14 protein-coding genes, 2 tRNA genes, 2 pseudogenes and 1 riboswitch are annotated in these 24,154 nt (G+C 67.0%); of the genes and pseudogenes, 3 read left to right on the top strand and 15 right to left on the bottom strand.

What is annotated here, in order from left to right; all coding sequences use genetic code 11:
* Nucleotides 1-26: 26 nt before the first annotated feature.
* The 4 genes from FFS62_RS00280 to FFS62_RS00265 all read right to left on the bottom strand — a co-directional run bounded on the left by FFS62_RS00280 (nt 27) and on the right by FFS62_RS00265 (nt 9,360).
* A complete protein-coding gene (locus tag FFS62_RS00280) occupies nt 27-941 on the bottom strand; it encodes a transglutaminase family protein (RefSeq protein WP_137970831.1) in 915 nt (304 codons plus the stop codon).
* Nucleotides 938-3,430, bottom strand: coding sequence for a circularly permuted type 2 ATP-grasp protein (locus tag FFS62_RS00275; protein WP_137970830.1), 2,493 nt, complete (start codon nt 3,428-3,430; stop codon nt 938-940). Before FFS62_RS00275 ends, FFS62_RS00280 begins: the two co-directional genes overlap by 4 nt.
* 32 nt (nt 3,431-3,462) lie before the next feature.
* Nucleotides 3,463-6,768, bottom strand: a complete 3,306-nt coding sequence (locus FFS62_RS00270) for a DUF2126 domain-containing protein (protein WP_137970829.1) — start codon at nt 6,766-6,768, stop codon at nt 3,463-3,465.
* A 279-nt stretch (nt 6,769-7,047) separates the two neighbouring features.
* Complete coding sequence (locus FFS62_RS00265; protein WP_137970828.1) at nt 7,048-9,360, bottom strand: YgiQ family radical SAM protein; 2,313 nt, start codon at nt 9,358-9,360, stop codon at nt 7,048-7,050.
* Between the two features lie 220 nt (nt 9,361-9,580).
* Here FFS62_RS00265 and FFS62_RS00260 point away from each other — a divergent pair, with 220 nt between their 5' ends.
* On the top strand, nt 9,581-11,458 hold the full coding sequence (locus FFS62_RS00260; protein ID WP_137972193.1) for a diguanylate cyclase: 1,878 nt from the start codon (nt 9,581-9,583) through the stop codon (nt 11,456-11,458).
* A gap of 6 nt (nt 11,459-11,464) precedes the next feature.
* Here FFS62_RS00260 and alr read toward each other — a convergent pair whose 3' ends face one another.
* The 8 genes from alr to rnr form a co-directional block, all read right to left on the bottom strand.
* The gene (gene alr, locus FFS62_RS00255) at nt 11,465-12,541 is read right to left on the bottom strand and encodes an alanine racemase (RefSeq protein ID WP_137970827.1); all 1,077 of its coding nucleotides are present in this window, start codon (nt 12,539-12,541) and stop codon (nt 11,465-11,467) included.
* Between the two features lie 83 nt (nt 12,542-12,624).
* A complete protein-coding gene (dnaB, locus tag FFS62_RS00250; RefSeq protein ID WP_137970826.1) occupies nt 12,625-14,019 on the bottom strand; it encodes a replicative DNA helicase in 1,395 nt (464 codons plus the stop codon).
* A gap of 153 nt (nt 14,020-14,172) precedes the next feature.
* On the bottom strand, nt 14,173-14,619 hold the full coding sequence (gene rplI / locus FFS62_RS00245) for a 50S ribosomal protein L9 (protein ID WP_137970825.1): 447 nt from the start codon (nt 14,617-14,619) through the stop codon (nt 14,173-14,175).
* A gap of 21 nt (nt 14,620-14,640) precedes the next feature.
* On the bottom strand, nt 14,641-15,534 hold the full coding sequence (locus FFS62_RS00240) for a hypothetical protein (protein WP_137970824.1): 894 nt from the start codon (nt 15,532-15,534) through the stop codon (nt 14,641-14,643).
* Between the two features lie 37 nt (nt 15,535-15,571).
* Nucleotides 15,572-15,802 (bottom strand): 30S ribosomal protein S18, encoded by a 231-nt coding sequence (rpsR, locus tag FFS62_RS00235; RefSeq protein ID WP_043310391.1) that lies wholly within the window; start codon nt 15,800-15,802, stop codon nt 15,572-15,574.
* Between the two features lie 28 nt (nt 15,803-15,830).
* Nucleotides 15,831-16,253, bottom strand: a complete 423-nt coding sequence (rpsF, locus tag FFS62_RS00230) for a 30S ribosomal protein S6 (RefSeq protein ID WP_137970823.1) — start codon at nt 16,251-16,253, stop codon at nt 15,831-15,833.
* A 174-nt stretch (nt 16,254-16,427) separates the two neighbouring features.
* The gene (rlmB, locus tag FFS62_RS00225) at nt 16,428-17,183 is read right to left on the bottom strand and encodes a 23S rRNA (guanosine(2251)-2'-O)-methyltransferase RlmB (RefSeq protein WP_137970822.1); all 756 of its coding nucleotides are present in this window, start codon (nt 17,181-17,183) and stop codon (nt 16,428-16,430) included.
* Complete coding sequence (gene rnr, locus FFS62_RS00220; protein WP_137970821.1) at nt 17,180-19,684, bottom strand: ribonuclease R; 2,505 nt, start codon at nt 19,682-19,684, stop codon at nt 17,180-17,182. The genes rlmB and rnr overlap by 4 nt, the downstream gene beginning before the upstream one ends.
* A 197-nt stretch (nt 19,685-19,881) precedes the next feature.
* On the opposite strand from rnr, the gene FFS62_RS00215 reads away from it, so the two are divergent.
* Together FFS62_RS00215 and FFS62_RS00210 are read left to right on the top strand one after the other, a co-directional pair.
* A tRNA-Leu gene (locus tag FFS62_RS00215) sits at nt 19,882-19,968 on the top strand.
* 107 nt (nt 19,969-20,075) lie between these two features.
* A tRNA-Leu gene (locus tag FFS62_RS00210) sits at nt 20,076-20,162 on the top strand.
* A gap of 106 nt (nt 20,163-20,268) precedes the next feature.
* On the opposite strand, the pseudogene FFS62_RS23575 reads toward FFS62_RS00210, so the two are convergent.
* The 3 genes and pseudogenes from FFS62_RS23575 to FFS62_RS00200 form a co-directional block, all read right to left on the bottom strand.
* Nucleotides 20,269-20,778, bottom strand: a pseudogene (locus FFS62_RS23575) (methyl-accepting chemotaxis protein); the annotation flags it as partial.
* Between the two features lie 348 nt (nt 20,779-21,126).
* A pseudogene (locus tag FFS62_RS23570) lies at nt 21,127-21,387 on the bottom strand (HAMP domain-containing protein); the annotation flags it as partial.
* Between the two features lie 955 nt (nt 21,388-22,342).
* Entirely contained in the window at nt 22,343-23,785 is a 1,443-nt protein-coding gene (locus tag FFS62_RS00200; protein WP_137970820.1) for a TolC family outer membrane protein, read from the bottom strand.
* 219 nt (nt 23,786-24,004) lie between these two features.
* A riboswitch (TPP riboswitch) is annotated at nt 24,005-24,111 on the top strand.
* The last annotated feature ends 43 nt before the right edge of the window (nt 24,112-24,154 follow it).

Genomic DNA, 24,154 nt, shown 5'->3' with positions numbered 1-24,154 from the left:
AGGGGAGCACACGCATCTCGCGCGCCTCAACCTACCGCCGGCAGCGGCTCCTCCAGCGGCGTCACCGTCACCCGCACCTCCGGATCGTGGCTGCCGCCGCCGAGGATCACTCCGCGCAGCGGCGATACGTCGGCGAAGTCGCGGCCCCAGCCGAGGGTGATGTGCTCCAGGGCCGGCAGCAGGTTGTTGGTCGGGTCGAAGTCCACCCAGCCCTGGCGCGGACAATACACCGAGACCCAGGCGTGCGAGGCGTCGGCGCCGATCAGCCGGGGCTGGCCGGGCGGCGGCTGGGTCAGCAGGTAGCCGCTGACATAGCGCGCCGCCAGGCCCCGGGAACGCAGGCAGGCGAGCATCAGGTGGGCGAAGTCCTGGCACACCCCGCGGCGCTCCTCCAGCACCTGCAGCAGCGGGGTCGCCACCTGGGTGGCGGCGGCATCGAAGGTGAATTCCTTGAAGATCTTCTGCATCAGTGCACGCACCGCCAGCAACAGCGGCCGGCCAGGAGCGAAGCAGTCGGCGCCGAACGCGGCGAAGGCCTGCTTGAGGTGCACGTAGGGCGACTGGAAGCGGTAGCGCGCCGCCTCCAGCAGCTCGGCGGACAATGGCTGGCCGGAGTAACGCAGCGCGGCAGCCACCTCTTCCCAGACCGGCGAATCCTCCAGCGCCAGCCCCTCGCGGGCCAGCACCTCGACGCGCAGACAGGCGATCACCCGCAGCTCGTCTTGGGGCCGCTCGAAGGCCAGGCGGGTCAGCGGATTACCGAACAGGTCGAGGCCGTCCTGGCGCCGGGTCGGTTGCGGAGTGATGGTCAGGTGTCGTTCATGGCACAGCTGTCGGGCGCAATCGCGCGGCCACAGGTGGGCCAGCTGCTGGGCCAGGGAGACCGGCGCCGAGTAGCGGTAGTGGGTGTCGTGCAGAACCTGGTAGTGGGCGCGCTTCATGACGACAGTGTCCCGCGGCTGGCGTCCACGTGCACGAAGAAGCGCAGGGCCAGCTGGTCGGAGACCTCGCTGGAGGCCTGGCCGATCTGCAGCAGCAGGTCGGCCAGGCCTCCGAGCACCGCGCGCACGCCGGAGGTACCGAACAACGGGCTCTCCAGGCTGCTCAGGCGGAAGCTGGCGAGCTTGCTGGCCAGCTCGCCCAGGCGATTGCCGGCGACGAAGCCGAAGCCTTCCTCGAGACGCTCCAGCGAGCGCAGCAGCTGCCGCAACTGGAACAGCACGGCGTGGGGGTTCTGCTCGTCGAGCAGGAGCAGGTCGAGCACCGGGATCAGCTGGGCGCTGGCCAGGTAGCGGGTGCGGTAGGTGATGCTGCTGTTGCCCAGTTCCAGCAGCCATTCCAGCGCCGACTGGTCGTGCACCGCGTGGCTGCGCAGGAAGCCGGCGACGCTCTCGCAGAGGAACTGCAGGCGCTCCACGCAACGGCCAAGCATGAGGAAGCGCCAGCCGTCGTCGCGGGTCATGTCGTCGAGGGCGAAGCCGGCCAGGGCCGCCAGCGACATCAGCAGACGATTGAGGAAATCCAGCAGGTCGCCGAAGTCCGCGCCCTCGCGTTCCAGGCCCTGCGCCTCGCGCTGCAGTTCGACCAGCGCCTGCCAGTTGGCCTGGGACAGCTTGCCGCGCACGCTGCCGGCGGCCCACTGCAGGCGCTGCAGGTTGGCGCGCAGGCTGGTCGGCCAGTCGGCACCGAGCAGGGCCTCGAACAGGCGCTGCTCCAGGCTGCCGCTGCCGGCATCCGGCAGCAGACCGAGGCTCTCGCCCAGGGACAGCGCGGCCTGCAGGGCCTGCGGGTCGTCGTCATCGTCGACGTAGCGGGCCAGCATGATGCGCAGCAGGCGCGCGCTGTCTTCGCAACGCTCGCCGTAGCGGCCGAACCAGAACAGGTTTTCCACCACCCGTGACGGCAGGTAAGGGTCGCTGCGCACCAGGTCGGCCACGCCGAGCGGACGCAGCCATTGCCAGGGTTCGCCGCCGGGATGACGCTCGCCGAGCACCCAGGTGTCCTTGCTCGCGCCGCCGCGCTGCATCGATACCACCTCGGCGTCGGCATCGGCGGCGACGCGGGTCAGGCCACCGGGCAGCACGCGGTAGCCGTCGGCGCTGGCCACCGCGTACACGCGCATGCCGATGGCCCGCGGCACCACCCCGCCCTCCTCGGCCAGCCACACCGGCGCCTGCGACAGCTGGGCCCGCGCCTGCGCCACGTAGGCATAGGGCCGGGCCTTGATGCGCTCAGCCAGGGCGGCGCGCTGGGCCTCGTCGAGATCGCGACCGAACTGGGCGGCGAAGCTCTGCGAGGGAAAGCTCGGCCGCACCAGCAGCTCGTCGAGCTTGCCCAGCGCCTCCTCCAGCACCGGCTCCTCGCCGCACCACCAACTGGCGATGGAGGGCAGCAACAGCTCCTCGCCCAGCCACTTCTCGGCGATGGCCGGCAGGAAACCAGGCAGACCGGGCGACTCCAGCACGCCGCTGCCGATGGCGTTGGCCACCAGCACGTTGCCCTGGCGCACCGCCTCCAGCAGGCCGGGCACCCCGAGGGCGGAGTCGGTGCGCAGCTCCAGCGGGTCGCAATAGTCGTCGTCCAGGCGGCGCAGCACGGCATGCACCCGGCGCAGGCCGGCCAGGGTCTTGAGGTAGAGCTTGGCATCGCGCACGGTCAGGTCGCTGCCTTCCACCAGCGGGTAGCCGAGCTGGCGCGCCAGGTACAGGTGCTCGAAATAGCTTTCGTTGAAGCGCCCCGGCGTGAGCAGCACCACCAGCGGCGTCTCGCCGGCGGCAGGGGCCTGACGCGCCAGGGTGTCCTGCAGGGTGCGGAAGAAGCCGGCCAGGTACTGCACGCGCAGGTCGCGGTACAGCTCGGGGAAGGCGCGCGAGAGGATCTGCCGGTTCTCCAGCGCATAGCCGGCACCGGACGGTGCCTGGGTGCGGTCGGCGGTGACCCACCAGCGGCCATCCGGCGCGCGCGCCAGATCCACCGCATACAGGTGCAGGAAGGTGCCGCCTGGCGGCTGGATGCCCTGGCAGGGCCAGAGGAAGTTGTCGTGGCCGAACACCAGCTCGGTTGGCAGCAGGCCCTCGGCGAGCAGCTGCTGCGGGCCGTACAGGTCGACCAGCACGGCGTTGAGCAGGCCGGCGCGCTGGGCCACGCCGGCGGCGATCTGCTGCCACTCCTCGGCGGGAATCAGGTTGGGCAGCAGGTCCAGCTCCCAGGGGCGGTCGGCACCGTCCGGGTCGGCGTAGACGTTGTAGGTCACGCCATTTTCCTGGATCTGCCGCGCTAGCAGCGCCTGGCGCTGTTGCAGCTGCGCCGGGGTACTGCGCTGCAGCTGGTCGAACAGGCGGCGCCAGTGTGGGCGCACCTGGCCCTGGGCGTCGAGCAATTCGTGGTAGGCCGCGTCGGCGCGCGGGTAGTCGGCAAGCAGGTCAGGCATGCAAGTCTCGCAAGGCGCCCTGGCGCCGGGCATCAGCTCCGGCGCAGGTCCAGGGTCATGGGCAGTTCATTATTGTTGATGGCAGCGACCACTGTCAGTTCGCCCGGGCTGTGGCCGTGGCGGAAGAAACGCGCCAGGCGCCGGCTCTCGGCGGCGTAGGCATTGACCGGCAGGGCCTCGAAGTTGCGCCCGCCGGGATGGGCCACGTGGTACTGGCAGCCGCCCAGGGAGCGCTGCATCCAGGTATCCACCAGGTCGAACACCAGCGGCGCATGCACGCCGATGGTCGGTTGCAGGCAGCTGGCCGGCTGCCAGGCGCGGTAGCGCACGCCGCCGACGAACTCGCCGACCTTGCCGGTCGGTCGCAGCGGTACCGGCACGCCATTGCAGGTGAGCAGGTAACGGTCCGGCGCCATGCCGTTCAGTTTCACCTGCACCCGCTCCAGCGAGGAATCCACGTAGCGTACGGTGCCACCGACTGCGCCCTCCTCGCCCAGCACGTGCCAGGGTTCCAGGGCCTGGCGCAGCTCCAGGTCGATGCCCATCACCGCATAGTCGCCGATGCGCGGGAAGCGGAACTCCAGGTGCGGGGCGAACCATTCGGCGCGCAGCGGATAGCCGGCGGCGTTGAGCTCGAAGATCACGTCGGCAAAGTCCTGCTCGATGAAGTGTGGCAGCAGGAAGCGATCGTGCAGTTCGGTGCCCCAGCGCGCCAGCCGGGCCGGGCGATAGGGCTCGTTCCAGAAGCGCGCGACCAGGGCGCGCAGCAGCACCTGCTGGGCCAGGCTCATGCGCGCGTGCGGCGGCATCTCGAAGGCGCGCAGCTCGAGCAGGCCGAGGCGGCCGCTGCTGGAGTCCGGCGAGTACAGCTTGTCGATGCAGAACTCGGCGCGGTGGGTGTTGCCGGTGACGTCCACCAGCAGGTTGCGCAGCAGGCGGTCGACCAGCCAGGGCGGGCAATCCTGGCCCGGTTCAGGCATCTGCGCGAAGGCGATCTCCAGCTCGTACAGCGCGTCGTTGCGCGCCTCGTCCACCCGTGGCGCCTGCGAGGTGGGGCCGATAAACAGGCCGCTGAACAGATAGGACAGCGAGGGGTGGTTGTGCCAGTAGCCGATCAGGCTGCGCAGCAGGTCCGGCCGGCGCAGGAAGGGCGAGTCGCCAGGCGTGGCGCCGCCGAGGACGAAGTGGTTGCCGCCGCCGGTGCCGGTGTGGCGGCCGTCGAGCATGAATTTCTCGCTGGACAGACGACAGAGGCGCGCCGACTCGTAGAGAAACTCGGTGCGCTCGACCAGTTCCTCCCAGCTACTGGCCGGATGGATATTCACCTCGATCACGCCCGGGTCGGGGGTGACGCGGAAGTGGGTCAGGCGCGGGTCGGCCGGCGGCTCGTAGCCCTCCAGCAATACCGGGCAGCGCAGGTCGCGGGCGGTGGCTTCGATGGCGGCGACCAGCTCCAGGTAATCCTCCAACCGGCTCAAGGGAGGCATGAATAGGTACAGGCGGCCATCACGCGGCTCGGCGCACAGCGCGGTGCGCACCACACCGGAGGCCGACTCGAAGGGCGCCGGCGCCGCGGCGGCCTCGCCCTCGCCACGCCGTTGCGGGTGCAGCGGCGTGCGTAGCTGCTGCTGGATGCTCTGCCGGCTGGGCAGCGGCTGGAACTGCTGGTGCGGGTCCTGCGGCGAGACGTAGGGGTAATCCAGTTCGCCGACCCAGGGCTGCGAGTCCAGCGGCAGGCGATAGCCCAGCGGCGAGTCGCCGGGGATCAGCCGGCAGTGTTCGTCGCGCAGGAACCAGGGGCCGGTCAGCCAGGCGTCGTCGCCAGCACTGCGCATCAGCGGCAGGACATGGCCGACCACCTCACCCAGACCGCGGCAGAACACCTTGCGCAGGCGCTCGCGCTCCAGCGGATCACTCAGACGCGCGTCGTCCGGGCTGACGTTGGCCGGCAGGCGGCGTTCGCGCCACAGGTAATAGAGCCAGTCCTCGTAGGCCGGGAATACATGCTCGGCGTCCAGGCCCAGATGGCCGGCCAGGGTGGCGAGGAAGCGCGCCGCCAGCCGTGCATCGGCGCCGTAGTAGCGGCTCTCGTCGGCGTACAGCGCCGGGTCCTGCCAGATCGGCTGGCCATCCTTGCGCCAGAAGCAGCTGAGCGACCAGCGCGGCAGCTGCTCGCCCGGGTACCACTTGCCCTGGCCGAAGTGCACCAGGGCTTGCGGCGCATAGTGCTCACGCAGGCGGTGGAGCAGCTCGGCGGCCAGGCGGCGCTTGTTCGGCCCCATGGCCGCGGTGTTCCACTCGGCATCGTCCGGGTAGTCGAGGGCGACGAAGGTCGGTTCGCCGCCCATGGTCAGGCGCACGTCGCCGTAGTCCAGCTCGGCATCGACTTGGCGGCCGAGGTCGAGAATCTCCTGCCACTGCTCCTCGCTATACGGCTTGGTGACCCGCGGCGCCTCCCAGATGCGCTCGACGCGCATGTCGTGGTCGAACTCGCACTCGCACTCGCATTCGTCGAGCACCCCGGAAATCGGCGCCGCCGCCGACGGCTCGGGACTGCAGGCCAGCGGCACATGGCCCTCGCCGGCGAACAGGCCGGAGGTGGGATCGAGGCCGATCCAGCCGGCACCGGGCAGATACACCTCGCACCAGGCGTGCAGGTCGGTGAAGTCCTGCTCGGCCCCGCTGGGACCGTCGAGGGATTTGACGTCGGCGGTGAGCTGGATCAGGTAGCCGGAGACAAAGCGCGCCGCGAGTCCCAGATGGCGCAGCAGCTGCACCAGCAGCCAGGCCGAGTCGCGGCATGAGCCGGAGGCCAGCTCCAGGGTCTCCTCGGGCGTCTGCACGCCCGGCTCCAGGCGGATCAGGTAGCGGATGTCGTCCGCCAGGCGCTGGTTCAGCGCCACCAGGAAGTCGACGCTGGGCGTGGGCGTACGGTCGACGCCGGCCAGGTACTTGGCGAACAGCGGACCGCCGCGATTGGCCACCAGGTAGGGCGCCAGCTCGCGCTGCTCGGCGCCGCTGTAGGCGAAGGGAATTCGCTCGGCATGCGGCTCGAGGAAGAAGTCGAAGGGGTTGAACACCGCCATCTCGGCGACCAGGTCGACGGTGACCTTGAGCTGCTCTGTCTTCTCCGGGAACACCAGGCGCGCCAGGTAGTTGCCCTGGGGGTCCTGCTGCCAGTTGACGAAGTGCTCGCCCGGCTCGACCTGCAGCGCATAGGAGAGGATGCGCGTGCGGCTGTGCGGCGCCGGGCGCAGGCGCACGACCTGCGGTCCGAGGTTGATCGGGCGGTCGTAGCGGTAATGCGTGACATGCTGCAGTGCGACATGGATCGACACGGCGTGCCTCCTGCGAGCCAGGGCGATACCTGGGCCGCGCAAGAGTTATGCCAGTGGCTTTTCCGCGGTTTCGGGGGCTGTGCGGGGCAGACCGGCACCACAAGGGGGCAGGCGCGCCGGACGGAAGGAGACGGCGCACAGAAAAGGCGCCAGGCTCCCCCTCTCCCCTGGGAGAGGGGGCGAAGCGGCCCGCGTAGGGTGAGGGGCTTCAGGCCACGCTGAGCCGCCTAGGGCACCCTCACTCCAACCCTCTCCCAAAGGGAGAGGGGCGAAGCGCCGTTAGCGCGGGGCCACCGGGCGCTTGCTCGGCTTCTTGCTGGCAGGCTTGCCGGCGCCGGACTTCTCCGCCTTGCGCCGTGCCTCGGCAGCAGCCTTGGCCTGTTCGCGCTTGTCCCAGGTCTTGCTGCCGTCGCTGCCACGCGGCGGCAGGCCGGTGTGCTGGGTGAGGATGCGGCCGACCGTCTTGCCCTTGTCGCCGCCGTTGCCGGCGACCTTCTTGCTGCCGGCCGGGGTCGAGTTCTTGCGCCGGGCGCTCTGGTACTCGTCGGTCTGCGGCTGGTAGGTCGGGATCAGCTGGTGCTTGCCGTTGCCGATCAGGTCGCTGCGGCCCATGCGCTCCAGCGCCTCGCGCAGCATCGGCCAACCCTTCGGGTCGTGGTAGCGCAGGAAGGCCTTGTGCAGGCGGCGCTGCTGCTCGCTCTTGACGATGGTCACGCCGTCGCTCTTGTAGGTGACCTTGCGCAGCGGGTTCTTGCCCGAGTGGTACATGGCCGTGGCCGACGCCATCGGCGACGGGTAGAAGGCCTGCACCTGGTCGGCGCGGAAGTCGTTGCGCTTGAGCCACAGGGCGAGGTTCATCATGTCCTCGTCGGTCGTCCCAGGATGCGCGGCGATAAAGTACGGAATCAGGTACTGCTCCTTGCCCGCTTCCTTCGAGTACTTCTCGAACATGCGCTTGAACTTGTCGTAGCTGCCAATGCCCGGCTTCATCATCTGATTCAGCGGGCCTTCCTCGGTGTGCTCCGGGGCGATCTTCAGGTAGCCACCGACGTGGTGGGTGACCAGCTCCTTGACGTATTCCGGCGACTCCACGGCGAGGTCGTAGCGCAGGCCGGAGGCGATCAGGATCTTCTTCACACCCGGCAGGGCACGGGCCTTGCGGTACAGCTCGATCAGCGAGCTGTGGTCGGTGTTCAGGTTCGGGCAGATGCCGGGGAACACGCAGGACGGCTTGCGGCAGGCGGATTCGATTTCCGGGCTCTTGCAGGCGATGCGGTACATGTTGGCGGTCGGCCCGCCGAGGTCAGAGACCACGCCGGTGAAGCCCGGCACCTTGTCGCGCATCTCCTCGATCTCGCGGATGATCGACTCGTGCGAGCGGTTCTGGATGATGCGGCCTTCGTGTTCGGTGATCGAGCAGAAGGTGCAGCCACCGAAGCAGCCGCGCATGATGTTGACCGAGAAGCGGATCATCTCGTAGGCCGGGATCTTCGCCTTGCCATACGCCGGGTGCGGCACGCGCGCATAGGGCATGCCGAACACGTAGTCCATTTCCTCGGTGGTCATCGGGATGGGTGGCGGGTTGAACCATACATCCACCTCGCCATGCTTCTGCACCAGGGCGCGGGCGTTGCCCGGGTTAGTCTCCAGGTGCAGCACACGGTTGGCGTGGGCGTAGAGCACCGGATCGTTGCGCACCTTCTCGAAGGACGGCAGGCGGATCACGGTCTTGGCGCGGGTCATCTTCGGGCTGGGCAGCAGCTCGACGACCTTGGCCTCGTTGGGGTCTTCCTGGGGGCCCTTCTCCTGCTCGATGGCGCAGGCGGCGGTGTCCTGGGTGTTCACATAGGGGTTGATGATCTTGTCGACCTTGCCCGGACGGTCGATGCGGGTGGAGTCCACCTCGTACCAGCCCTGCGGGGTGTCGCGGCGGATGAACGCGGTGCCGCGCACGTCGGTGATGTTCTCGACTGCCTCGCCGAAGGCCAGGCGCTGGGCGATCTCGACCACGGCGCGCTCGGCGTTGCCGTACAGCAGGATGTCGGCGGTGGCGTCCATCAGGATCGAGCGACGCACCTTATCCTGCCAGTAGTCGTAGTGGGCGATGCGGCGCAGCGAGGCCTCGATGCCGCCGAGGACCACCGGGGTCTGGCTGTAGGCCTCCTTGCAGCGCTGGCTGTACACCAGGCTGGCGCGGTCCGGGCGGGCGCCGGCCAGGCCGCCGGGGGTGTAGGCGTCGTCCGAGCGGATCTTCTTGTCCGCGGTGTAGCGGTTGATCATCGAGTCCATGTTGCCCGCCGCCACGCCGAAGAACAGGTTCGGCTGGCCGAGCTTCATGAAGTCGTCCTTCGAGCGCCAGTTCGGCTGGGCGATGATGCCCACGCGGAAGCCCTGGGACTCGAGCAGGCGGCCGATGATGGCCATGCCGAAGGACGGGTGATCGACGTAGGCATCACCGGTGACGATGATGATGTCGCAGCTGTCCCAGCCGAGCTGATCCATCTCTTCCCGGCTCATCGGCAGGAAGGGTGCGGGACCAAAGCACTCGGCCCAGTACTTGGGATAGTCGAACAGCGGCTTGGCGAGTTGCATGTTTTTTGATCAACCGGGCTTTCACGGGGGCGCGGAATATAGCACAAAAAACATACAGAATCCGACCAGAACGCTCAGTTGCTCACGCGCAGCCATGCTGTCAATTTGTGATCACGGTCACTTCCATGGCTATACTCGGGCCTGGTTGCAAAACGCCAGCCCGAACCCCGGAACAAGGAGTCCCCCGGTGCGACGCTCGATCCCGCATGCGCTGCTATTGATGTTGTGCCTGAGCCTGCTCGGCGGGCGCCTGCACGCCGCCGTACAGCTGCAGGCGAATAGCAGCGGGCAACAGCTGAACGGGCAGATCTTGCTGCTGGAAGATGTCGGCGGCCAACTGGACATCGCCGACATGGCCGACCCCGCCGTGCAGCAGCGCTTCGTGCCGGCCAAGGGCCGCGCCAGCGTCGGGCAGAACCCCAATCCCTGGTGGATCAAGCTGGAGCTGCAGCGCGGCGCCGACGCCCCGGCGCGCTGGTGGCTGGAGATCGGCGCGGTGACCCAGCTCGACCTGCAGCTGTATACGCCCGATGGCAAGGGCGGCTGGAATCAGCGCCAGGTTGGCGAGCGGGTCAGCTTCGCCGAGGGCCGCGACCATGATTACCGGCGCCCGCTGCTGCAGCTGCCGGAGCTGGGCGAGACACCGCAGACCTTCTACCTGCGCAGCTTCGACCCGGCCGGCAACTCCTTCCCGCTGCGGGTCTGGCAGCTGGACGACCTGAATCACCTGGCCAGCCAGGAAAACCTCGGCCTGGGCCTGATCTACGGAATCATCGCCGCCCTGCTGCTGTACAACCTGTTCATCTTCTTCACCCTGCGCGACACCGCCTACTTCTGGTACGTGCTGACCACTGCCGGCGCCCTGCTGCTGATCGTCAGCATGAGCGGCCACGGCTTCCAGTACCTGTGGCCGGATGCGCCGGTGCCGTTCTGGCTGGACCGCATCACCCTGCCCTCGCTGTGGGGCTTCTGCGCCTGCCGCTTCACCCAGACCCTGCTGCAGACCCGCATCCACGTGCGCTGGGCCCACCACCTGCTGAGCCTGGCCTGCGCCTGCTACGTGATTGCCATCGCCATGGAGGCCTTCGGCCTGCGCGGCGCCTCGGCCTGGCTGATCGCCCTGCTGTCGCTGACCAGCATTCCCGCGGCGCTCGGCTCGGCGATGATCCGTTGGCGCCAGGGCTACTTCCCCGCCCTGCTCTACCTGTTCGGCTACGGCCTGATCCTCGGCAGCATCAGCCTGGCGCTGATGCGCTCCACCGGCCTGGTGCAGCCGGCTACCTGGAACGCCTATGTATTCCCGCTGGCGGTAGCGGCCGAATCGATCCTGTTCTCCTTCGCCCTGGCCTACCGCATCCAGACGCTCAAGCAGGAGAAGGCCGAGGCCCTGCTGCAGGCCGACCGCGAGAAAACCGCACGCCTGGCGCAGATGCAGGCCAGCGCCGACGAACTGCAGGAAGCGGTGCGCCTGCGCACCGTGGAACTGGCCCAGGCCAACCAGCAGCTGTGCGAGCGCGAACAGCGCCTGCAGCATGCCGCCTTCCACGACCCGCTGACCGAATTGCCGAACCGCCGCTACCTGATCGAGCGCGCCGAAGTGGCGCTGGCCGATGCCCAGCGGCGCGGCGAATCGGTGGCGCTGATGCTGGTCGACCTGGATCACTTCAAGCCGATCAACGACCGCTATGGCCACGACGCCGGCGACCTGATGCTGCGCACCATCGGCCATCGCCTGCGCGAACACGTGCGGGCCAACGACATGGTGGCGCGCCTGGGTGGCGACGAGTTCGCCGTGCTGGTGTGCGGCCCGGATGCCCAACAGCACGCCCAGGAGATCGCGACGCGCCTGCTCGCCGAGCTGTCGCGGCCGGTACTCTACGGCGCCAACCGCCTGGTGGTGACCATCAGCATCGGCGCCGCGCTCTATCCGCAGCACGCGCTGCAGTTCACCGGCCTGTACAAGTCGGCCGACGAGGCCATGTACCGGGCCAAGCAGCGCGGCCGCTCGGGCTTCGTGCTGCAGGGCTGCGACGGCGAGCTGAGCCCGCAGACCTGCCTGATGCTGGACGTGCTCAAGGTGCCCAGCGGGCTGAGCTGAGTTCGATCAGGCCTTGTAGCGCCGCGGCACGCGCGCGGTGACCTTGGTCAGCAGCTCGTAGCCGATGGTGCCGGCGGCCTGGGCCACCTCGTCCACGGCCAGATCGGCGCCCCATAGCTCCACCGCATCGCCGACCACCGCCTCGGGTAGGTCGGTCAGGTCGACCGTGAGCATATCCATCGACACCCGCCCGGCCAGCGGCACGCGGTGCCCGCGGATCAGCACCGGCGTGCCACTCGGCGCGTGACGCGGGTAGCCGTCGGCATAGCCGCAGCTCACCGTGCCGATGCGCGCCGCACGCCCGGCGACCCAGCCGGCGCCGTAGCCGACGCTCTCACCCACGGCCACCTCGCGCACGGCGATCAGGTGGGCGCTCAGGCTCATGACCGGCTGCAGGCCCAGCTCAGTGGCGGACAGGTCGGCGAACGGCGTGGCGCCGTAGAGCATGATGCCGGGGCGGATCCAGTCCATGTGCGATGCGGGGATCATCAGCAGCGCGGCCGAATTGGCCAGGCTGCGCTGGTCGAAATCCAGGTCGAGCAGATCGAGGAAACACTCCAGCTGCACCTCGGTCAGGCTGTGACCGCGCTCGTCGGCGCAGGCGAAGTGACTGAGCAGGTTCAGCTCGGCCACCTGCGCCGCCGTGCGCAGGCTCGGGAAGCGCTGCCGTACCGCATCGGCGCAGAGGCCCAGGCGATGCATGCCGGAGTCGAGCTTGAGCCAGATATTCAGCGGCCGCGACAGACTGGCGGCGAGCAGCGCCTCGACCTGCTCGACGCCCTGCAGCACCAGGTCCAGCCCCAGATGGGCGGCCATCGGCAGCTCATCAGCGCCGAAGCAGCCTTCCAGCAGCAGGATGCGCGCCGTGCCATGCATGGCGCGCACCTCGGCGGCCTCCTCCAGGCTGGCCACGGCAAAGCCGTCGGCCTCGTCATGCAGGGCGCTGACCACCTCGCGCACGCCATGCCCGTAGGCATTCGCCTTGACCACCGCGAACGCCTGGCGACCAGGCGCGCAGCGCTTGGCCAGGGCGTAGTTATGGCGAATGGCGGCCAGATCGATGGTGGCGACGAGGGGGCGCATGAACGACTTCCGGAAACAAAACGGGCGCCCATCTTAACCGCTGGGCGCCCGTTTTCATTGAGCGGGATCAGCTCCGCGGAGACTCAATCTTCCTCGAAGTTGTAGAGCCCCGGCGCCAGGTTGTCGAAGCGCGTGTACTTGCCGATGAACGCCAGGCGGCAGGTACCGATGGGGCCGTTACGCTGCTTGCCGATGATGATCTCGGCCACGCCCTTGTACTCGGTCTCCGGGTGATACACCTCGTCGCGGTAGACGAACATGATGATGTCGGCGTCCTGCTCGATGGCCCCGGACTCACGCAGGTCGGAGTTGACCGGGCGTTTGTTGGGGCGCTGCTCCAGGGAGCGGTTGAGCTGCGACAGGGCGATCACCGGGCAGTTGAATTCCTTGGCCAGGGCCTTGAGCGAGCGCGAGATCTCGGAAATCTCGTTGGTGCGGTTGTCGCCGCTGGAACCCGGGATGCGCATCAGCTGCAGGTAGTCGACCATGATCATGCCGATATCGCCGTGCTCGCGGGCCAGACGACGGGCGCGGGCGCGCATCTCGGTCGGCGAGATGCCGGCGGTATCGTCGATGAACAGCTTGCGCTCATTGAGCAGGTTGACCGCCGAGGTCAGGCGCGGCCAGTCGTCGTCGTCCAGCTTGCCGGAACGCACCTTGGTCTGATCGATGCGACCGAGGGAGGAGAGCATACGCATCACGATCGAGTCGCTGGGCATCTCCAGGGAGAACACCAGGATCACCTTGTCCGAGCGCAGCACCGCGTTCTCCACCAGGTTCATGGCGAAGGTGGTCTTGCCCATGGACGGACGGCCGGCGACGATCACCAGGTCGGCCGGCTGCAGGCCGCTGGTCATGCCGTCCAGGTCGGTGAAGCCGGTGGAGATGCCGGTCAGGCCCTCGTTGGTGTTGAACAGCTCGTCGATGCGGTCGATGGTCTTGACCAGGATCTCGTTGATCCCCACCGGGCCGCCGGCCTTGGGCCGCGCCTCGGCGATCTGGAAGATCTGCCGCTCGGCCTCGTCGAGCACTTCCACGGCGCTCTTGCCCTGGGGCGCATAGGCCATGTCGGCGATGTCGTTGCTGATGCCGATCAGCTGGCGCAGGGTGGCGCGCTCGCGGATGATCTGCGCATAGGCCTTGATGTTGGCCACCGATGGCGTGTTCTTGGCCAGCTCGCCCAGGTAGGCCAGGCCGCCGACCTGGCTCAGGTGGCCCTCCTTGTCCAGCTGCTCGGACAGAGTCACCACGTCGAACGGCGAGTTGCGCTCGGCCAGGGTGACCACGGCGCGGAAGATCAGGCGGTGGTCATGCCGATAGAAGTCGCCATCCGACACCGCGTCGGAGACCCGCTCCCAGGCGTTGTTGTCGAGCATCAGACCGCCCAGCACGGCCTGTTCGGCCTCGATGGAGTGCGGCGGCACCTTGAGGGCCGCGGTTTCCAGGTCGTACTGCTGTGGGACGCTGATGTCGTTCATGGCACCTGTGATTCCATACGCTCAGAGGCCTTGGCAAAACCGTGCGGCTTGGCCAAGGGCTCTAGAAAAAACAACGGGCACGCACCGCGAAGCGATGAGTGCCCGATTGTCTGCAGGCCCGCACCTTCGTGCAAGCCCGCTGGGTCGCTTGCCTTAGGCAGCTACCACGATCACCTTGACGGTGGCTTCCACGTCGGTGTGCAGGTGCACAGCTACGTCGAACTCGCCGACCTGGCGGATGGTGCCGTTCGGCAGACGAACTTCGGCCTTGGACACTGCAACGCCAGAGGCGGTCAGGGCTTCGGCGATGTCGTGGGTACCGATGGAACCGAACAGCTTGCCTTCGTCACCGGCCACGGCAGTGATGGTGACTTCCAGCTCGGCCAGCTGAGCAGCGCGAGATTCGGCGGAAGCCTTCTTCTCGGCAGCGGCTTTTTCCAGCTCGGCGCGACGAGCTTCGAACGCAGCAACGTTCTCGGCGGTAGCGGCGGTAGCCTTGCCCTGCGGCAGCAGGTAGTTACGACCGTAACCGGACTTGACGTTGACCTTATCGCCCAGGTTGCCCAGGTTGGCGATTTTTTCCAGCAGGATAACTTCCATTTGGGTCTTACCTCTTAACTTTTAACCTTCACCGTTCGCGGGGCCGGCGCCGTTGTTGCGCGTTTGGCGACCGCGAAAATCCATCAGACTGTCGACGATGGCCAAGGCCACCAGTAACGGATAAACCAGCTGCATAAACAGCAGCAGCGATACATACAGCCCCACCAGCCAGAACCTGGCCAGGCGCCCTGCGGCAGCCAGACCATGCAGCAGGGCCACCCCAGCAAACGCCAGTGGCACGCTGCACATCGGCGTCAGCATGGCCAGCTCGAGACCCAGATTGGGCGCCAGGAGCATGACCGCCAACAGGCCGAAGGCCAGTGGTGGCGGCAGGCGCAGAGCACGAAACTCGAGCCCGAAGCCGCCGGGGTTGTACAAGATCGACTGCCAGTACCGCCCGAGCATCAGGCAGAGCAGGCTGACGATCTGCAGTAACGCAGCCATCAATCCGGTGAGCACCGGGGTGATCAGCGCCTCCAGGCGGGTCCGCTCTTCTACCGACATCTGCTGGTAGACCCCATCGAGCATCTGCGGCATGAGCTTGTACAGCTCACCCGCCATTGCCGCGATGGGTTCGCGGAACACCGCACCCAGAATCACGCCATACACCAGACCGAGGGCGATGCTTGCCAGCACCACTCGAGCCCAGGCGTGACCGGCGCGCAACAACAGCGCCAGCCCCAGCGAACCGAGCAGCACCAGCAGGGTGCGCGGTTCGCCGAAATGCCACCAGCCCAGGGCCGGCAGCAATGCCCAGGCGAGGATGCCAATGGCATCTCTCGGCCCCCGCCGCAGCAGCACCAGGCAGCTGGCGGCAGCACTCAACCAGAACAACAGCGGCACTGCCGCCGATCCGACCACCACCAGGGTGGCCTGCATGCGGCCGCGCATGATGAACTCAGCCAAGGCGCGCATGCGGTTTATCCCTTACAACTTTGTCGACGATCTGCTCTCAACGGCCGTGGCTGTCGGTGTAGGGCAGCAGGGCCAGGTAGCGGGCGCGCTTGATAGCGACGGCCAGCTGACGCTGGTACTTGGCCTTGGTACCGGTGATACGGCTAGGAACGATCTTGCCGGTTTCGGAAACGTAGGCTTTCAGGGTGTTGAGATCTTTGAAGTCGATCTCTTTCACGCCTTCAGCGGTGAAACGGCAGAATTTACGACGACGGAAGAAACGTGCCATGAATGTGGCTCCTCAATAGATCCGTGGATTACTCGTCAGCGTTGTCGCCGTTGTCGCCGTTGTCACCGTCTTCGCCTTCGGCGGATTCGGTTTCAACGCGCTCACGGCGCTCGCGGCGCTCGCTGCGGTTTTCTTCGGCCTTGAGCATCTCGGACTGGCCGGTGACGGCTTCGTCGCGACGGATGATCAGGTTACGGATCACAGCGTCGTTGTAGCGGAAGTTGTCTTCCAGCTCGGCCAGGGCCTTGCCGCTGCACTCAACGTTCAGCATCACGTAGTGAGCCTTGTGAACGTTGTTGATGGCGTAGGCCAGTTGACGACGGCCCCAATCTTCCAGACGGTGGATTTTGCCGCCGTCTTCTTCGATCAGCTTGGTGTAACGCTCGACCATGCCGCCGACTTGCTCGCTCTGGTCCGGGTGAACCAGGAAGATGATTTCGTAATGACGCATGAATGCTCCTTACGGGTTGTAGCCTGCCAACAGAAGGTGGTCAGGCAAGGAGTGAATGACTCGTTTGAACTTGCCGAAGCGAAGGCGCATGCACGCCTGCCGTCACGGCAAGGGGCGACATTCTAGAGAAGCCCCCTGCCGCACGCAAGGCGAATTGGCGATTATTTGAACAGCTCAGACCTTGGGTTTGGCCGCCTGGCGCTGGCGCACCGCCTCGAACAGGCAGACGCCGGTGGCGACCGAGACATTCAGGCTGCTGACGCTGCCACCCATGGGCAGCTTCACCAGGTAGTCGCAGTGCTCGCGGGTCAGGCGGCGCATGCCCTTGCCCTCGGCGCCCATGACCAGCACGGTTGGCCCGGTCATATCCAGTTGATACAGCTCCTGGTCGACCTCGCCGGCGGTGCCGACGATCCACAGGCCCTTCTTCTGCAGTTTTTCCAGGGTACGCGCCAGGTTGGTCACTGCCACCAGCGGGATCACCTCGGCGGCGCCGCAGGCCACCTTGCGCACGGTGGCATTGAGGGTGGCCGACTTGTCCTTGGGCACGATCACCGCCTGGGCGCCGGCGGCGTCGGCGGTGCGCAGGCAGGCGCCAAGGTTGTGCGGATCGGTCACGCCGTCCAGCACCAGCAGCAGGGCCGGACCTTCACTACGCTCGAGCAGCTCGTCGAGCATGTTCTCGCCCCACACCTGACTGGGGCTGACCTCGGCGACCACACCCTGGTGCACGCCTTCGGCCCACTCGTCCAGCTCCTGGCGATCCTTGTTGCCGACCGCCACGCGGTGCTGGCCGGCCAGCTCCAGCAGGCTGCGCATCCGCGGATCCTGCCGACTCTCGGCCAGCCACAGCTGCTTGACCCGCTTGGGGTGGTGGCGCAGCAACGCCTCGACGGCATGCACGCCGTAGACTTTTTCCAGCTGGCTCATCGCTTCGCCTTACGCCGACTCGAACCCGGCTTGCCGCCCGCCGGAGCATCCGCCTTGGGCGCACCCTTGCGATGACCGCCGGCCTTGCCAGCCGGCTTGCCCGCAGGCGCCTTGCCGCCGCTCTTCTTGGCGCCGTCGAGCAGCGCCTTCTTCACGTCGCGGCTCTTCTGCACGTCGGTATTGCCGAAGCCGGCGGACTTGGGCGCAGGCTTCTTGCGCCCGTCGCGACCGGACGGCGCCTTGTCGGCCTTGCCTTCGCTCAGCTCGAACTCGATCTTGCGTTCGTCCAGATCGACGCGCATGACCTTCACTTCCACGCTGTCGCCCAGGCGGAAGCTGCGACCGCTGCGCTCGCCGGACAGGCGATGGTGGACCGGATCGAAGTGGTAGTAGTCGCCCGGCAGCGCGGTGACGTGCACCAGGCCTTCGACATAGATGTCTTTCAGTTCGACGAAGATGCCGAAGCCGGTCGCCGCAGTGATCACGCCCTCGAAGGTCTCGCCGACGCGATCCTGCATGAACTCGCACTTGAGCCAGTTGACCACGTCGCGCGTCGCCTCGTCGGCGCGGCGCTCGGTCATCGAGCACTGCTCGCCGAGCTTTTCCAGCGTCGCCTCGTCGTACGGATAGATGCGCGCCTTGGGCATGCTCGCCGCACCGGCGCGCTGCACGTGCTTGGTCTCGCGCTTGGAGCGGATCACGCTGCGAATCGCGCGGTGCACCAGCAGGTCCGGGTAACGACGGATCGGCGAGGTGAAGTGGGTGTAGGCCTCGTAGTTCAGGCCGAAGTGGCCGTTGTTGTCGGCGCTGTACACCGCCTGACTCAGGGAGCGCAGCATCACGGTCTGGATCAGGTGGAAGTCCGGGCGCCCCTGAATGCTGGCCAGCAGCTTCTGGTAGTCCTTCGGCACCGGCCCCTGCTTGCCCTTGTGCAGCGTCAGGCCCAGCTCACCGAGGAAGGCCTTGAGCTTTTCCACGCGCTCGGCCGGCGGGCCGTCGTGCACGCGGTACAGCGAGGGAATTTCGTGATCGAGCATGAAGCGCGCGGTGGCTACGTTGGCCGCCAGCATGCATTCCTCGATCAGCTTGTGGGCGTCGTTGCGCTGGGTCGGGCGGATCTCGGCGATCTTGCGTCCGCTACCGAAGACGATGCGCGTCTCCTGGGTCTCGAAGTCGATGGCGCCGCGCTCGTGGCGAGCGGCCAGCAGCACCTTGTACAGGGAGTAGAGCTCCTTGAGGTGCGGCAGGACTTCCTTGTACTCGTCGCGCAGGGCCTTGCCCTCGCTGCTTTTGGGCTGCTCCAGCATGTAGCTGACCTTGTTGTAGGTCAGGCGCGCATGGGAGTGGATCACCGCCTCGTAGAACTGATAGTCGACCAGCTCGCCGGACTTGGACATGCTCATCTCGCAGACCATGGCCAGGCGATCGACGTGCGGGTTCAGCGAGCACAGGCCGTTGGACAGCTCTTCCGGCAGCATCGGCACCACGCGCTCGGGGAAATACACCGAGTTGCCGCGTTTCTGCGCCTCTTCGTCCAGGGCCGCGCCAACCTTGACGTAGTGCGACACGTCGGCGATGGCCACATAGAGCTTCCAGCCGCCGGAGAACAGCTTCCAGCGGCCGCTGTTCTTCTCGCAGTAGACGGCGTCGTCGAAGTCACGGGCGTCCTCGCCGTCGATGGTGACGAACGGCAGGTGGCGCAGGTCGACGCGGTTTTCCTTGTCCTTCTCCTCCACCTGAGGCTTGAGCTTGCGCGCCTCCTTGGTCACCGCATCGGGCCAGACATGCGGGATGTCGTAGCTGCGCAGCGCCACGTCGATCTCCATGCCCGGCGCCATGTAGTTGCCGATCACTTCGACGATGTCGCCCTGGGGCTGGAAGCGCGAGGTGGGCCAGTGGGTGATCTTGATCTCGACGAACTGGCCGATCTTGGCGCCGCCGGTGCGACCCGGAGTGACCAGCACTTCCTGCTGGATCTTCGGATTGTCGGCCTCGACGAAGCCGATGCCGGCCTCTTCGAAGTAGCGGCCGACGATGCTCTCGTGGGCACGGGCGATCACCTCGACGATGGCGCCTTCGCGGCGGCCACGCCGATCGAGGCCGGAAACCCGCGCCAGTGCGCGGTCGCCATCGAACACCAGGCGCATCTGTGCCGGGCTGAGGAACAGGTCGTCGCTGCCGTCGTCCGGGACCAGGAAGCCGAAGCCGTCGCGGTGGCCGCTGATGCGGCCGCAGATCAGATCGAGCTTGTCCACCGGCGCATAGGTGCCGCGACGGGTATAGATGAGTTGACCGTCGCGCTCCATGGCGCGCAGACGACGACGCAGGGCTTCTTCCTGCTCTTCGGTGGTCAGACCCAGCTCGGCCAGCAGCTCTTCACGAGCAGCGGGCGAACCACGCTCGGCCAGGTGCTGCAGAATCAGCTCGCGGCTGGGGATGGGGTTTTCGTATTTTTCCGCCTCGCGGGCGGCCTCAGGATCGAGGGATTGCCAATCGGCCATTAAGTGAAATCACCTTTACGCATATATAGATGTGTGTGCCATATGCCTATTGAAGCGCGAAACGGCATCGGGGGTCAGCACAATAATTTTTTCGCTGTCAGGGGTTTACAAGCAAAAACCTGCTCCGTATAGTTCGCGCCCACAACGTTGCTGAGACGTTGTAACACGGAAGCGATTGAGTAATCATAGTTTCCCGTGCCCAGGTGGCGGAATTGGTAGACGCACTAGGTTCAGGTCCTAGCGGTGGCAACACCGTGGAAGTTCGAGTCTTCTCCTGGGCACCACTCTTCAGAAACCGAGCCGATGGCTCGGTTTCGCTTTTAACGGAGCAGCTTCCGTACCGCGAAAACGGTGAATGCTGCAAAAAGTCGGCGAGCGATCGTCGCAATGTGCCCAGGTGGCGGAATTGGTAGACGCACTAGGTTCAGGTCCTAGCGGTGGCAACACCGTGGAAGTTCGAGTCTTCTCCTGGGCACCACTCTTCAAAACAGAACCGAGCCAATGGCTCGGTTTTGTCTTTTCTGGCTCCCGCAAATCTACGCAGCAGGAGCGGCCCGGTCCGGGCCACTCCCACGGCCATCCCGTCAGACCTTGAACTGAGCGAAGCTCGCCCGCAGCTGAGCCACCAGGCCGTCCACCACGCGCCCACTGGCAGCCGTCTCGCTGACCGCCTTGGCCGCACGCTGGGCCTCGCTGTGGATCACCTCGACCCGACCACGCACCGCCGACGCGCCATCGGCCTGATGGGCGGCGGATCGGGTAGCGGTGTCGATGGCGTCGTGTACCTCATCCACCGAGGCCTGCACCGACTGCTGCAGGCGCGCACTGTCGCGCAGCGCCTTGAGACCTTCGGCCGCCTGGCCACCGGCCTGACCGATCACCGCCACCGCCTCGCGGGCGCCCTGCTGCAGGGCGGCGATATGCGCCTGGATGTCGCCGGTGGACTGCTGGGTCTTGCTGGCCAGGGCGCGCACTTCGTCGGCCACCACGGCAAAGCCACGACCGCTCTCCCCCGCCCGCGCCGCCTCGATGGCCGCGTTCAGGGCCAGCAGGTTGGTCTGCTCGGCGATGGACTGGATCACCGTCAGTACCACCTCGATCTGCTCGCTCTGCTTGGCCAGCTTCTCGATCACCGCCGAACCATTGTCCACCCGCGCCACCAGCGCCTCGATCAAGGCACCGACCTTGGCCGCGATGGCCGCATTCTCATGGGCCGCCTGACGGATGGCCGCCACGCGCTGCTGGGCGTCGTGCATGGCCTGGCTCTCGGCCTGGGCCGCCGCTGCCATCTCCTCCAGAGCCTGCAGGCTGCCGGCCACCTCGTCGCGCTGGCGCCCGGCCGCGGCCTCTGCCGCCGCGCTGCGCTGGGCTAGGCTGCGGATCTCTTCGCCGGTGCGCTGCGCCACCTCGCCAGCCTCGCGCACGATGGGCTGCAGCTTGGCGATGAAACGATTGACCGCATCGGCCATCTCACCGACCTCGTCATTGCTGTCCAGCTGCACCCGGCGGGTCAGGTCGCCTTCGCCGGCGGCCAGGTCCTTGAGCGCCGCGATCAGCAGCTGCAGGCGACTGAGCACACGCCAGCCGAGCACCAGCGCGACCACCGCCAGGGTCAGCAGGCCGACCACCAGCAGACCGCTGGCGATGCGCCAACGCAGACTCTCGGCGGCCTGCTGCACGGTCTCGCTGCCATTGCGGGCCATGTCGGCGGTGGCCTGTTCGGCCAGCTGCAGGCGCTGCTGCAGGGCCTGGGTACTCTCTTGGGCGGCGCCGGACAGGCTCTTGTCGACCAGCTCGCCGGCGCTACCGACCAAGGTGGCGAAGCGCGCGTCCAAGGCAGTCAGCTCCTGCTCCACGCCATCCAGCGACATGCCCAGCTGGACCTTGCCGATGGAGGCGCCCATCGGATTGATATCCACCTCGACCAGGTGCACCTTGGGGTCGCGGGACGCCGCGTCGACCAGCTTGGCCAGGGCGCCGTCGCCCTGCCCGGCCGCCACCAGCTCGCGCACCCGCGGGCTGCTGCGGTTGAAGTTGCGCGTCAGGCGCTGGCCCTGGGCGTCATAGAACACCGCGAAGAGCACCGCCGGGTCGCGCTGGACGATGCGGGTCAGGGCGGTCAGTGCCGGGGCGTCGTTGTCCCAGATGGCCTTGGGCGCCACACCGGCGAGCATCTGGGCGATGGAATTGCCGGACTGCTTGAGGTTCTCCTCCAGCACCTTGCGCAGCTGCGCCTGTTCGTCCTTGAGCTGGCTGGAGAGACCGCCGGAGAGGCGCTCGCGGGTATTGGTGGAGAGCGCGGCCAGGCCGGCGCGCATCTCTTCCTCGGCGCTGCCCAGCTCGCCGGCCAGGCGCTGGCTCTCGCCACCCAGGCGTTGGGTCAGGTCGTTGACCAGCTCGTCCACGGTGGCGCGGGTCAGCCAGACGGCCAGCCCTACCTGCGCCAGCATGGCCAGGCCGAGGGCAATAAAGACAGGACGCAGCAGGCGGCTGCGCAACAGCGAGAACAGAACGGACACAACGAAACTCCTTCCGGTCAGGCGACCTATGCCTGTGCATCGGCCGCATTCAGCAAAGCTGTAGCCAAAGCAAGGTATAGGCCAAATGCCAGCATAAAAAAAACCCCGCTCGGCGCGGGGTTTTGCTCTTGCGACTGACTCAGTACTCCGGATCGCCCTTGAGCTGGGCTTCCGCGGCCTTGGCCAGATCCGGCGGCAGGAAGTCCTGGTCCGGGTTGTAGTCCGGCTTGAGGAAGCCCGACAGGGCATCCAGGTCGGTCGGCGCCAGGGTGCCGGCGGCCTGCTTCAGGCGCAGGTTGTTGAGGATGTAGTCGTAGCGCGCGTTGTTGTAGTTGCGCACCGAACCGTACAACTGACGCTGGGCATCGAGCACGTCGACGATGTTGCGGGTACCGACCTGGTAGCCGATCTCGGTGGCTTCCAGGGCGCTCTGGTTGGAGATGATCGACTGCTTGCGCGCCTGCACGGTTTCCACGTCGGTGTTCACCGCGCGGTGCAGGTTGCGGGTGTTCTCCACCACCTGGCGGCGCAGGCTCTCGCGCTCCTGCTCGCTCTGACTCAGGCGATGATAGGCCTCACGCACCTGGGAGCTGGTCAGGCCGCCGCTGTAGATCGGGATGTTCAGCTGCAGGCCGATGCTGGTCTGCTCGGCATCGCCGTCATAGGGCGAGGCCAGGTCGTTGTTGGTGAAGCCGAGGGAGTCGTTGTCGCCCTTCTGGTACTGGGCCACGGCGTCCAGGGTCGGAGCATGGCCGGCCTTGTTCTGGCGCAGGGTCTCTTCGGCGGCGTTCACCGCATAGTTGCTGGCCTGCAGGTTGAGGTTCTGCTGGGCGGCGGTATCGACCCAGGCCTTGGCATCGTTCGGCGTCGGCTCCAGCACCGGCAGGGTGTGCAGAATGCCCTCGATGGAGGCGTACTCGCGGTTGGTCAGGGTGACCAGTGCCTGGAACGCGTCATCCACCGAACGCTCGGCGAGAATGCGGTTGGCGCGGGCGGTGTCGTAACCGGCCTGGGCTTCCAGCACGTCGGTCTTGTCCGACAGGCCCACGTCGAAGCGCTCGTTGGCCTGGTCCAGCTGACGCTTGAACGCCGCTTCCTCGGCCTTGGTCGAGGCCAGGGTGTCCTGGGCGCGTAGCACGGCGAAGTAGGTTTCGGCGCTCTGCAGGATCAGGTTCTGCTCGGTGGCGGAGAGCTGCAGGGCGTATTGCTGGTCGGTGGCCTTGGCCGCCTGGAACTGGAACCAGCGATCGGCACGGAACAGCGGCTGGCTCAGACTGGCGCGGTAGGACAGGCCGCTGCGCGAGCTGTCGACATTGCCGGAGCGGGTGTCGACGTCGGTATCGGTGTTCATCGCATCGGCGCCGGCGGACAGGTTCGGCAGCAGGCCGGCGCGGGCCTGGGGCACCACTTCGCTGATCGCCGCGTAGTTGGCGCGGGCGGCGGCCAGGTCGGCGTTGTTCTTCACCGCCTCGTTGTAGACGGTGACCAGATCGGTCTTGGTCGCCAGGGGAGCGTCTTCGGCCCAGGCCATTCCAGAGGTGGCAGCTGCTACCGCGAGCGCCAGAGAGAGTCTGCGTAGCATGATCAGTCCTAGATGCGGGGGAATCGGGCAAGGCTAAGGCTGCCGCAGGCGGCGGTCAAGGCGAGCGCAGCGCAACGGCGGGCCGGTTTGCGACAAGCTTTGTTTCTTCGTCGCAACAATGCCAACGCTATATAGCCCAGGTTGCGGATTCCCGACGAAATACCGCGGGCACAATCACCATGGGCTGTTGTCCGGCGGCGAGCTTGATTAGACTGCCGGCAGTTCTTGTCGGGGTGCCCAGAGTCGTGGGCTGAGATCGGAAAGTTCCGGATCCCGTTGAACCTGATCAGGTTAAGGCCTGCGTAGGGAACAAGATGTCCTCGCCGTTCGGCGAGTCTTCTCGCACCAGCCATGGTGCGCCTTCCGTCA

Source organism: Pseudomonas sp. F(2018) (assembly GCF_005508865.1).
In the GTDB taxonomy this organism is placed as follows: Bacteria; Pseudomonadota; Gammaproteobacteria; order Pseudomonadales; family Pseudomonadaceae; genus Aquipseudomonas.
This window is presented reverse-complemented; position numbering and strand designations above follow the sequence as displayed.

Coding starts and splice junctions, on each gene's coding strand:
- rlmB (WP_137970822.1), bottom strand. CDS start 17,183: ATGAGCCAGCTGGAAAAAGTCTACGGCGTGCATGCCGTCGAGGCGTTG.
- rpsF (WP_137970823.1), bottom strand. CDS start 16,253: ATGCGTCATTACGAAATCATCTTCCTGGTTCACCCGGACCAGAGCGAG.
- dnaB (WP_137970826.1), bottom strand. CDS start 14,019: ATGAACGACATCAGCGTCCCACAGCAGTACGACCTGGAAACCGCGGCC.
- FFS62_RS00200 (WP_137970820.1), bottom strand. CDS start 23,785: ATGCTACGCAGACTCTCTCTGGCGCTCGCGGTAGCAGCTGCCACCTCT.
- FFS62_RS00240 (WP_137970824.1), bottom strand. CDS start 15,534: ATGCGCGCCTTGGCTGAGTTCATCATGCGCGGCCGCATGCAGGCCACC.
- FFS62_RS00265 (WP_137970828.1), bottom strand. CDS start 9,360: ATGCAACTCGCCAAGCCGCTGTTCGACTATCCCAAGTACTGGGCCGAG.
- alr (WP_137970827.1), bottom strand. CDS start 12,541: ATGCGCCCCCTCGTCGCCACCATCGATCTGGCCGCCATTCGCCATAAC.
- FFS62_RS00275 (WP_137970830.1), bottom strand. CDS start 3,430: ATGCCTGACCTGCTTGCCGACTACCCGCGCGCCGACGCGGCCTACCAC.
- rpsR (WP_043310391.1), bottom strand. CDS start 15,802: ATGGCACGTTTCTTCCGTCGTCGTAAATTCTGCCGTTTCACCGCTGAA.
- FFS62_RS00280 (WP_137970831.1), bottom strand. CDS start 941: ATGAAGCGCGCCCACTACCAGGTTCTGCACGACACCCACTACCGCTAC.
- FFS62_RS00260 (WP_137972193.1), top strand. CDS start 9,581: ATGTTGTGCCTGAGCCTGCTCGGCGGGCGCCTGCACGCCGCCGTACAG.
- rplI (WP_137970825.1), bottom strand. CDS start 14,619: ATGGAAGTTATCCTGCTGGAAAAAATCGCCAACCTGGGCAACCTGGGC.
- rnr (WP_137970821.1), bottom strand. CDS start 19,684: ATGGCCGATTGGCAATCCCTCGATCCTGAGGCCGCCCGCGAGGCGGAA.